We start from the raw sequence: 10,907 nt of genomic DNA on the forward strand, positions 1-10,907 counted from the left end.
CTCAAAGTTTGCGTACTTGGAAAGAAGTCATCCACGACAATGGATATAATACCATATATTCTTTCATTTGAAAACTAAAAGCTGTTGACTTTTTTACTTTGTCAACAGCCTGAAACATGTTATAGAATTTATAACATGTTTTTAAATAATCTTGATAATATTTTGAATACATAAAACAATCGTAATGAACAATACCATAATACCAGCTAAGTTACTTAAAAGATGGTTGCGATATTGTCCAAGTTGGGGATGATTCATACAATACATCAAGAAAATAGCCATAATGGGTAAAATAATAGCATTGGCAACTTGGGCAATCAATATTAATTCAGTTGGTGTTGACTGATTAACAAGAATGAAAAACATTCCACATACAATAACTATAAACCAGATACTACGGAATTGTATAGACTTCATATCTTGATCAATTCCTAAAATACCACATGTGGCATACGCTGTTGCTAGTGGGGCAGTAATCGTTGAAGTCAATCCAGCTGCAAATAATCCAATACTAACTAAATAGCTTGCAAAATTTCCTAAGACTGGCTGCAATGCTAATGATAAATCGTTGGCACTTTCTATCTCAATACCTGCACAATTGGCTGCCGAAACAATCACAATACACATAGATACAATCCCACCTAATCCTATAGACAAAACAGTATCTAATCTGGCATCTTTGAGATCTTCTTTATGCTGCCAACGTTGGGCAGCACTTGAAGAATGTAAAAACAAATTATAAGGAACAACTGTTGTTCCAACAAGGCCAACAACACTTAACCAGTCTACATCATAAAAACTTGGTATAAAACCAGCGATGATTTGTCTCCAATCTGGTTTTGATAAAAAAGTCGTTAAAATAAAAGTAAAAGCCATCACAAAAACCAAAGCTGTTAAAAACTTTTCAATATATTGATAACTTCCAGAAAACAATAAAATCATAGCAATAATTCCCATAACAATAGCAATTGATGAAATAGGGACATGAGGAAGCAATGTTGCTATACCCATAGCACCTCCTGTCATATTACCTGTTTCATAAGCAATATTCCCTACAAAGATAGCCATCACAACAATGACTGATACTATGGCTTTGATTGTGCGAGAAGAAATTTTCTCACGAATGTTTTCACCAAGTCCCATTTTTGTAACAATGCCTAATCTGGCTGCCATTTCCTGAAAAATAATTGTTGCAATTGTCGCAAATAATAACACCCACAATAAAGTATATCCATAACTTGCCCCTGTCGAAGAACAAACTGTGATCGTTCCTGGCCCAATAAAAGCAGCCACAACAATGGCTCCTGGTCCAATATTTTTTAATCTATGTAACCAGTTTTTCTTTTCCATTAGATTAAAATCCCCTGACAATGATCTATTTCATGTTGAATAATCTGGGCTGTTTGTTTATCAAAGGTTTTGATTTTTGGACGAAAGTCCTGATCTAAATATTTCACTTTTATTTTTTCATAACGTTTTGTTTCTTTCAAACCATCATGACATAGACATCCTTCCTGACAGGTATAGAGTGGTTTATGTGCCTGTATCATCTGCGGATTGATCAACACAAGATATTGTTTTCCATCATAGACAACGATAATATTTTTTAATTCACCTATCATATTAGCTGCTATGCCAACACAAGTTTCATGAGCCTGAATGGTATCTAATAAATCCTGAACAACAGGTAAATCTTCCTTTGTGGCATCTATTGATTTTTGTTGTAAAAAAAATTGATCTTTTACGATATCTTTGATCATATGGTCGCCTCTTTTCTATTATCTTTATTTTATAAAAAAAATCTTCTCATCACAAGAAGATTTAAATAACTTTAAACTTTGTCCATTTTTTTGAACGAAAGCGAATATAAAAGATAATCCCTCTCATTGACCAGTCAAGACACATGGCTAAGGCAATACCAATGACTCCTAGGTTCAATCCTATCGCAAAGATCAATGAGAAAATCAATCTTCCTAAAACTGTTGAAGCAATGGAAACAACCATTGTATATTTGACATCACCAGCAGCACGGAGTCCATTTGATAATGGTCCTGAAAATGGAAAGGCAACAGTATTAAAAACATTATGAATGAAGACAAGGATAATAACCAATTGTCGTGTTTCTTCTGAAACCTGATAAAATTGCATAAAAATAGGTGTAATGATAAAGACAAGAACATTCCAGATAATAGATAACACAAGTGTTAATTTCATCAGTTTATAAAAATAATAATCTGCTTCTTTTACCTGATTGGCTCCCATGCACTGTCCAATCACAGTTATAAAGACTGGTCCCATCGCTGAGCCAATCAGTGCCGCTAATGACCAAATACTTTGAGCAATTCCATTCGCTGCAATCTGATAAGTTCCAAATAAAGCGACAACACTGCTTAATGCAACTTTAACAAGCTGGAAAATACCGTTTTCAATTCCATTAGGAATCGCAATATTTAAAATTCTTTTTAACATAGGTCCATCCCATTTCAAAATCCATTCTTTACTGTAATGAGCAAAACGGCTTTTTGAAAAACAGAGAACTGTAATCGCAACTGCTGAAAAAGTTCTGGCAATTAAAGAAGGATATGCAACACCAGCAACGCCTGCATCCAAAACAAAAACGCCAATTAGATTTCCAACCACATTAATAAAATTGGAAATCAAAGAAATATACATCGTTGTACTGGTTTTTCCAATACTGCGATAAAGTGCAGCTCCAGCATTATAAATAGCCAAGGCTGGATAAGAATAGGCAGATATTCTTAAATAAGTTACACAAGCTTCCATAACAGAATTTTCAACTTTTCCAAATAAAAGCGTTAATAATGGACGATTAAATATCAATGTTATAATAGCTATAATAACTGAAAATACAGTAGAAAACATAAGCAACTGGCTGGATGACTTCACTGTATTTTTTTGATCTTCACAGCCAATATACTGACTGATGATAACAGCACCACCTGAGGCTAATGCTGTAAACAGATAAATAAAAATTGTATTAAACATATTGACCAAAGAAACACCAGATACAGCTGCCTCTCACACAAAGCTGACAACAAAAGTATCTGCTATCCCTACTAGCATAACTAATAATTGTTCGAAAAAAAGTGGAACAATCATTTCTTTTAATGCACGATTTGAAAACATATCCCCACCATCCTTTGACTTTTCTATTATATAAAAGTCTTTTTTTAATGTCTAATACTTATAATCTATTCATTATAATGCTTAACAAGCATAAAAAAAGCATAGATTTCTCTATGCTCGTTATGATCTATTCAATAGAAGCTCTTTTCTTTTCAATAGACATGAAAACAATCAAAGCTCCAATAACAGATACAACAACACCAATCATTAATAAATCATGAACACCAATAGTATCCAATAAGATTCCACCTGCGAGGTTAGCAATAATACCACTGGCTGTAATTCCAACTGTAACCATAGATTGCCCTTTAACAAGATCTGGTTTAGAAATAACCTCATTAACATAATAAACACTAGCAGGGATAAAGATAGCATAAGCACCAATTTGTAAAACTTGTGCAACATAAACCATAAAGACGTTAGTTGCTAAAAAAGTTAATAAGTGTTTCAATCCAAAAATAATCACAGATATTTTTAATAATGTTGAACAATCTATTTTCTTACGCATAACATTAAACATAGCCATAGCTGGTAATTCAACAATTGCAGCAATAAATACAGCGATTCCCATTTGACTTTCAGTTCCACCAATAGGAGTAATGACTTGAATAAAGAAATTATTAATAATTGTATGTGTAAAGAAAACTAAAATAACACCCACAACAAAAATCATAAATTTTTTATATATTGAACAAAATTGAAAGAATGATAATTGTTCCTGTTTAACTTCTTCATGCTGATTCTCTTCACGATGTACAACATGTCTTTGATTCTTTGGTACAACATATGTATAGACAACGACAATTAATAAGATATTTCCAATAATATAGAATAATGGAATCATGCTTGTTCCAAAATCTTCTACAAGATAACCCAGCACAGCAGATGCAAGGGCATAGGCAGCACTTCCTAATCCTCTAGCTAATCCATAATTCACTTCAATACCATATTTTTCAAAAAGAAATGCTAATGAATTTAATAATGGTTGAATTGTCATCATACATGTGACAACTCCAACAAACACACATAATAATATTATTGTTGGTAATTTAAAGAAATACAGACCTAATGACAATATGACGGCTAAAGCTAATATCACAATAATTAATGGTTGTAATCTAATCACTTTTTTATCAGCTGCTGAGGCTGCCATAGGTTGCGTAAATACTGCAATAATACTAACCAATGCCAAAGTCGTTCCAATTAAAGAATTCGACACACCTCGATCTAATAGATATACAGATGCATATCCCATAAGAGCACTGTAGGATGCAAAGTAAAGAATTTGTGTTAAAGAATACTTAACATCTAAAATTCCATTTTTTTTCACATAATTTCCTCCCTTAATTTATAATTATTCGATAAGTATATTATATGATAGATTGAATTCAAATCACAAGCTAAATAACATATCTTGAAAAAATTTTTAAATAAGTGATTTTTTCATATAATAGTGTTTCCCTGTTGCAGGATGTTCTTGCATACTGAAGATTTCCTGATAACCTCATTTCATATAAAAATCTGGTGCCTGAAATTCATATGTATCTAGAAAACTATATTGACAGCCTCTTTCTTTCGCAACTGCTTCTGCTTTTCATAATACTTCTGTTCCCTTATTTTGTCCTCTTAATAAAGGTGAAATCCATAACCACCTTATAAAAAGCTAATCTCCATGGGTATATCCAATCAATCCTCCTACAATTTGATCATGTTCAACTAAGTAAACAGCTAAATCTTTTGAGTAAGTCTGTTCCATCTTTGCATGATTCTATTCTCCTAATCCACTCTCAATAACATTCTCATTTTCTTAGCAAATATTATCTTTAGTGACTAATTCTATTGTTATTTTATAACATTGGATTCTACAAGTAGCAGGAAAATGTCCAATAGCAAAAATATTCATCAGATATTTTTTATTTATTATAGACTCGTATTTAATTCAAGTTAATGATAATTTGAATTTTATTCAAGATTGTTCATGAATTTTATTCAAGAGAATTCTTGAGATATATTTTGTTTAATGTTAGAATAATGTTGAGGATGGTGAGTTTATGAAAAAAGAGGTAAAATTCCCTGAGATACTTAGAAGTTTAATGAATAGCAAAAATTTAACGATGAAAGAATTAGGAGAATTAGTTGGGAAAAGCGAATCATCCATTTCTTATTGGTTATCAGGAAAAGTAATGCCTAGAATTAGCGTCATTCAAAAATTAGCTGATATTTTTAATATCACTACTGATGAACTCATATACGGATATAAAAATGATAGTTTAGAAAACTACGAAGAAAATGTTGAATACCTTAAAGATAACTATCCTAATCTTGTTGATTTGTACAACGAGATACACGCAAATAAACAATTAGTTATTTTATTTGATAAAGCAAAGAAATTAGAACCACAAGACTTAACACAAATATTAAAGATTATCGACACATTTAATAAAGAAACTAAGTAAGGTGTGATAATTATGTGCGTTGAAGATTTTCTACGTTGGAATAACATTAACTTAAAAATTACAAATATGCCAAGCTATGTGAATGACTTTACATACTATAATGGGAATGAATATCTTGCAATCATCAATTCAAGATGTTTATCATATCAGTAGCAAGAAACTCACATGATGGTAAAAGAGATGAAAGAAAAATATATTTTGAATTAGCAAAAACACAATTTGTGTTTAAATATACGGGGAGGATAACATGATATGGAATATAAAGAAGGATATGCAAAAGTAAATATAAATGATATAAGTCTTGATCCTACTAATCCGAGGCATGATCCTGTAGAGGAAGATAAATTTACTTTAGAAACATTAATGAAAACTAGAAACTTTGACAACAAAATTTTTAACTTAATGAAAGACATATTAGAATATGGTCAAAATCCTATTGATATAGTTGGTCTTTTACTTACTGATAAAAACACTTTGTATAGCAAAGAAGGCAACAGAAGAGTTGCAGCATTTAAAATTTTAAATAATCCAGAATTAATTGTATCAAATAACATTAAATTATATGCACGTGTAAAAAGTTTGTTACAAGATTTTGATGCACCCCCTCAAGAAATTATGTGTTATATAACAAAAGATGCTAATATCTTAGAACATGCTATGGAATTAAAGCATCAAGGTGAGCAAAATGGAATAGGAACAGTTACTTGGGGTTCTAACGAAAAAGCTCGCCATAAAAGAAACAAGGGTCAGAAAGATCCAATTTACGCTTTTTTAAACTTATTAGAAGAAAATAATATACTTTCTAGTAAAAAACGTGAAAAGATAACAAAAACAAATTGGGAACGTTTATTCACACGTGATGGACAAGCATGGCTAGGCATACAAAAAACAAATGATAAATATGAAATTAAAATAGATTTGGAAGATTTTAAAATTAAATTTAAACTAATAACAGATAGAATTGAAGGACAGACACATCACATAATAACTAATGCAGACGCAAGAAAAATACTATTTTCCGAATTAAATAATGAATTCGAAAAAATAAAAAGTCAAATTAGTAGTACAAACAATAAAACAAATAATAAAGAAAATGCAAAGCCAAATTTAGAAAATGATGATTCATCTAAAGCAATAAATAGTATGGACAATCAATTATCGTCTAAAAAAAATCCTGATAATATAAATCAAGATAATTATGAAAACGATAATATTTTTAACAACAAAAATGATTCTAAACCAGAGCCAAAAAAATTTAGATTACAAGAGCTATATGTCACAAAGAATTCAAAAATACCAAAAGAACAACATCTAGCATTTATAAATATACGTAAAGAATTAGAGAAACTTTCTGGAGGTCAATATGGTTTTTATAAAACATACAAATTATCAACATATTATTTAATTAGAGCATTAATTGAACAATGCTTAAAATATTGGTTATCTGTATATCATCCAAATATATATTCAAAATGTCATAATAACGGTGATGCAAACCTAGGCAAAATGATAGAAAAAATCAATAATGCACTAGAAAACAATACCGATATATTCTATAACAGGAATATTAACAAATATTTTAGAACTTTCTTTGGAAACTTTGCTACTAAAGATAATTTAGATTTATTAATACATCACCCTTATTTATTATCTGATGATTTAAGTATTCTTCATAATTATACTTCGGGTATATTATTCGATATACTTAATTATATTTTGACTTATGAAAGAGTTTAAATATAATTGGCCATTCTTTGCGAATTTTGTTACAATACGCATAAGGAGGTATTATTATGGCACATTATTCACCTTTACGATATCCTGGTGGCAAAGGTAAAATGTATAATCAAACATTAGAAATATTACAACAAAACAATCTAATTGGTTGTACATATATTGAAGCTTTTGCTGGTGGAGCAAACTTGGCCTTGAATTTATTATTTAACGGTCAAGTTGACAACATCATCCTAAATGATATTGATCCTGCCATCTACTCTGTTTGGTCTGCAATATTAAATTTTGGACCTCAGTTTATCGAACTAATTAGAGATGCTCCTATATCAATCGAGGAGAGAGAACACCAAAAAAACATATATGATTCGAAACCTGACAATGTATTGGAATTAGGGTTTGCAACTTTCTATTTAAATAGAACGAATAGATCTGGAATAATAACAGCTGGCCCTATCGGTGGTTATAAACAAAATGGCAATTATTTAATTGATTGCAGATTTAATAAATCAAAATTAATCAAACGTGTACAACAAATTTATGATAATAGAGATAAAATTCAAATATTTGATTTTGATGCACGTGATTTTCTAAGATTAAACTTCCCTAATAATTCATTTTTCTTCATTGATCCTCCCTATTTTAAAAAGGGTAGTCAATTATATCAAAACTATTTTACCATTCAAGATCATAGGGAAATTGCTGAAATAGTAAGAGAATTAAATTATCCCTGGATTGTAACATACGACAATGTTGATGAAATTATTAGAATGTATGATTTCTCAAACTATCAAACATATCAATTAACTTATACAGTTGAAAGAAAATATATCGGTACTGAAATAATGTTCTACAGAGAAAACCTAAATATAGATTTATAAAACAAAAAACTCCCCTGCTACCAACAGGGTAATGAGAGATTCAAGGAGGAATAGAATGAGCACATCTAAAACAAATGCAACTACTGACTTATGGTTCGGTAATGTACATTATTATAAAAATCCTTTAGATGGCACAACGAATAATCTATGCATTTATTTGTGCCACACCAATTTAGCCAAAAGAGTTTGTATTGTTCCAATGGATGAAATAGATGAAAATAAATTTTATATAAAAATATCTAGAATGAATAAAGTTGCTTATCCACTTGAAGCTTTTGAAATCAAAGAAAATCTTATTGGAAAACAATTAAGCTTAAGAGGGAAACGTATAACAATTTCTTATGAAGAATATTTAGATATTTCTGAAAGTGTTTTAGCCAAATTATGCCATAAAGTTTTTCACACTTATCATCAACTAGGAAGTATAAGAAGAATGAATATTCAAAATGTTGATTATAGCACTACAGAAGATCATTATAAATATATTACTTGGTTTGAGCATAAAACAAATATCCAATTTCATAAGTCGATAAAAAGAAATCCCGGACTAATCAAGTGGGGATTGTATTATATTGAAATTGGTGAAAATGTTGGCTCTGAATTACATAAATTAAGACCTGCTATTATTTTCAGAAAGAATGTTTCTGTTAAAAATCCTAGTGATTCAAGTTATATTGTTATACCTATTACATCAAAGAAAAGAGCATCTAAATATTACTTTAATGTACCTATTACAGTAAATGGAGATGTCAATTATGCCAAACTAAATGATATAAGACGTGTCAGTGTAAAAAGAGTCGTTAGACCATTATGTGATAAAGCTGGTAAAACTATTGTCTTGAATGCTGCTGAAAAACAAAATATAAAAAACAATTTAAAATTATATTTATTTGGTGAAAATGAATAATTTTTTTCAAGCCAATGCATACTATATTATATACACAATATTACATCATATCATTTTTCGTAAAATGAAAAGATATTGACATTTTAAAAGTTTGATGGTAATATACGTGTATATCTAAGGTTATCCACCGTTTGAGTGGTAATACTGGAGTAACACTGAAAAGCACTGGCGAAAGCTGGTGCTTTTCTGCATATAAAAACCACCCTACGCCAATAGAGTGGTTATGCAATGGTTTCCGTAAAGATACCACCACTAGAATGTGATACGCCAATATCACTAATGTAAAATAACGGCCAAAAGTCCTTTTACGTACTCAATTTTATCATAAGAGCACGTCTAAGGCAAATATAAATGAAAGGACGTGTGTAATCTATGCCTATTTATAAAAGAGCATCCAAGAAATCTAAGAACGGATATAAATATCAGGTCAATTTTCAATACACTGATAAATACGGTGTCAAAAAGAGATATATATAAAATGGATTTGATACAAAAAAAGAAGCCCTGCTTCATGAATCCATGAAAAAACAAGAGTTTGAAAATGGAATATACATAACAAAGTCAAAAAACTTTGATGATGTCTTTAATGAATATATCCGATCTGCTGATATCAGAGAAAGAACATTCAGCAGCAGAAAACAACTCTATTCAAAAATAATCAAAAAGTATCTAGGACATATAGATATCACCAAGATCAATTATGATCTGATTCAGGAGCTACTAAATAATTATGAGAAAACATATTCACATAATACATGTAAAGTCGTTAAATCAATTATAAACATAGTATTTGTCTATGCATACAATTTATTCTATATAAAAAGAATACCCTATTCTCGTTTAAATATCAGCGGTAAAAAAGAAACTAAAAATAATACTATCACAATAGCACAATTCAATACGCTCATTGAGTCATTAAGCCATCCAACCTCAATCAAAAGATAAGATATGATAGTTATATCATCATGCTTTATATCGGCCTTTATACAGGCATAAGAATAGCTGAAGTTCTGGCATTGACAAGAGTAGATGTCGACTTAAAAAATAAGACAATAACCATAAAAAAGCAACTTCATGATGAAATAGAGAATTATATAAAACAGAATCGTCAACTGCTGTCATACCAATACCAAATGAATTAGTGAATATATTAACTGAGCATTTTCATAAATACCCTGTAACCGATCCGGTTTGCTTCAACAATGACATGAACTATCTCAGCTATAAATCAGCTGTAGACAAATGCTATAAGCTAGGAAAGAAGAATGGTTTTGATTTTTATTTTCATATGTTGCGACATACATTTGTCACTCAGATCATCAGAAAGAAAATAGACATAAAAACAGCACAAATGTTGGCCAAACATTCCAATATCAATACAACAATGGATATATATACAAATTTAGACGATACTGATCTTATTGGTGTCACTGATAATCTATACAATTAAGCACTTTTCAGGTGCTTTTTTAATACTTTTATTACAAAAATACAAAGATAAAATGTATCGAAAATGTATCAATTTTGATTTCTAAATTAAAAAAAGCCCATAAAATGGGCGCAATGGAGTCAACTTAGTAAGTTGGCTCTTTTTTATTTTTTTGGAAATAAAAGAGTGTCTTTTTTACTTGTAGTTAAGTATAATTATCTATTTATTATCTTATTTCCTTTACTTTTGTTGTATAATGTAGTTAAGAAAGAAGGTGCTTCTATGTTCGTTAGAGTTATCAAAAATAATAAGGGTAAGAAAAATACCTGTTTTTGCGCACTCGTTGAATCCTATCG

Annotated in this window: 9 protein-coding genes and 1 pseudogene; 6 read left to right on the plus strand and 4 right to left on the minus strand. The window is 30.1% G+C overall.

Annotated elements, in window-relative coordinates; genetic code table 11:
* Positions 1-141: 141 nt before the first annotated feature.
* The 4 genes and pseudogenes from B5E48_RS12385 to B5E48_RS12400 form a co-directional block, all read right to left on the minus strand.
* The gene (locus B5E48_RS12385) at positions 142-1,350 is read right to left on the minus strand and encodes an Nramp family divalent metal transporter (protein ID WP_087298351.1); all 1,209 of its coding nucleotides are present in this window, start codon (positions 1,348-1,350) and stop codon (positions 142-144) included.
* The gene (locus B5E48_RS12390; RefSeq protein ID WP_087243603.1) at positions 1,350-1,760 is read right to left on the minus strand and encodes a peptide deformylase; all 411 of its coding nucleotides are present in this window, start codon (positions 1,758-1,760) and stop codon (positions 1,350-1,352) included. Before B5E48_RS12390 ends, B5E48_RS12385 begins: the two co-directional genes overlap by 1 nt.
* A 61-nt stretch (positions 1,761-1,821) precedes the next feature.
* Positions 1,822-3,024, minus strand: a pseudogene (locus tag B5E48_RS12395) (MATE family efflux transporter); the annotation flags it as partial.
* Positions 3,025-3,274: 250 nt separating this feature from the next.
* The gene (locus tag B5E48_RS12400) at positions 3,275-4,477 is read right to left on the minus strand and encodes an MFS transporter (protein WP_241146981.1); all 1,203 of its coding nucleotides are present in this window, start codon (positions 4,475-4,477) and stop codon (positions 3,275-3,277) included.
* A gap of 721 nt (positions 4,478-5,198) precedes the next feature.
* Between B5E48_RS12400 and B5E48_RS12410 the strand changes: the two genes are divergently transcribed.
* The 6 genes from B5E48_RS12410 (at position 5,199) to B5E48_RS14050 (ending at position 10,572) form a co-directional block, all read left to right on the plus strand.
* Positions 5,199-5,603 carry a helix-turn-helix domain-containing protein gene (locus B5E48_RS12410; RefSeq protein ID WP_087246026.1) on the plus strand — a complete coding sequence of 135 codons (405 nt, stop codon included), beginning with the start codon at positions 5,199-5,201 and terminating at the stop codon, positions 5,601-5,603.
* Between the two features lie 252 nt (positions 5,604-5,855).
* Positions 5,856-7,340, plus strand: coding sequence for a hypothetical protein (locus tag B5E48_RS12415; RefSeq protein ID WP_087305379.1), 1,485 nt, complete (start codon positions 5,856-5,858; stop codon positions 7,338-7,340).
* Positions 7,341-7,396: 56 nt separating this feature from the next.
* Positions 7,397-8,215, plus strand: coding sequence for a DNA adenine methylase (locus B5E48_RS12420; protein WP_087305381.1), 819 nt, complete (start codon positions 7,397-7,399; stop codon positions 8,213-8,215).
* Positions 8,216-8,270: 55 nt separating this feature from the next.
* Positions 8,271-9,122 (plus strand): type II toxin-antitoxin system PemK/MazF family toxin, encoded by an 852-nt coding sequence (locus B5E48_RS12425; protein ID WP_158095633.1) that lies wholly within the window; start codon positions 8,271-8,273, stop codon positions 9,120-9,122.
* Positions 9,123-9,641: 519 nt separating this feature from the next.
* Complete coding sequence (locus tag B5E48_RS14135; protein WP_087305383.1) at positions 9,642-10,067, plus strand: phage integrase central domain-containing protein; 426 nt, start codon at positions 9,642-9,644, stop codon at positions 10,065-10,067.
* A gap of 181 nt (positions 10,068-10,248) precedes the next feature.
* Positions 10,249-10,572 (plus strand): tyrosine-type recombinase/integrase, encoded by a 324-nt coding sequence (locus B5E48_RS14050; protein WP_343286336.1) that lies wholly within the window; start codon positions 10,249-10,251, stop codon positions 10,570-10,572.
* The last annotated feature ends 335 nt before the right edge of the window (positions 10,573-10,907 follow it).

This window comes from Massilimicrobiota sp. An105, assembly GCF_002161155.1.
In the GTDB taxonomy this organism is placed as follows: Bacteria; Bacillota_I; Bacilli_A; order Erysipelotrichales; family Coprobacillaceae; genus Allocoprobacillus; species Allocoprobacillus merdigallinarum.

What these genes read in the sequence shown, in the direction of transcription:
- B5E48_RS12385 (WP_087298351.1), bottom strand. Translation starts at nt 1,350, where the DNA reads ATGGAAAAGAAAAACTGGTTACATAGATTAAAAAATATTGGACCAGGA.
- B5E48_RS12390 (WP_087243603.1), bottom strand. Translation starts at nt 1,760, where the DNA reads ATGATCAAAGATATCGTAAAAGATCAATTTTTTTTACAACAAAAATCA.
- B5E48_RS12410 (WP_087246026.1), top strand. Translation starts at nt 5,199, where the DNA reads ATGAAAAAAGAGGTAAAATTCCCTGAGATACTTAGAAGTTTAATGAAT.
- B5E48_RS12415 (WP_087305379.1), top strand. Translation starts at nt 5,856, where the DNA reads ATGGAATATAAAGAAGGATATGCAAAAGTAAATATAAATGATATAAGT.
- B5E48_RS12420 (WP_087305381.1), top strand. Translation starts at nt 7,397, where the DNA reads ATGGCACATTATTCACCTTTACGATATCCTGGTGGCAAAGGTAAAATG.
- B5E48_RS12425 (WP_158095633.1), top strand. Translation starts at nt 8,271, where the DNA reads ATGAGCACATCTAAAACAAATGCAACTACTGACTTATGGTTCGGTAAT.
- B5E48_RS14135 (WP_087305383.1), top strand. Translation starts at nt 9,642, where the DNA reads ATGAAAAAACAAGAGTTTGAAAATGGAATATACATAACAAAGTCAAAA.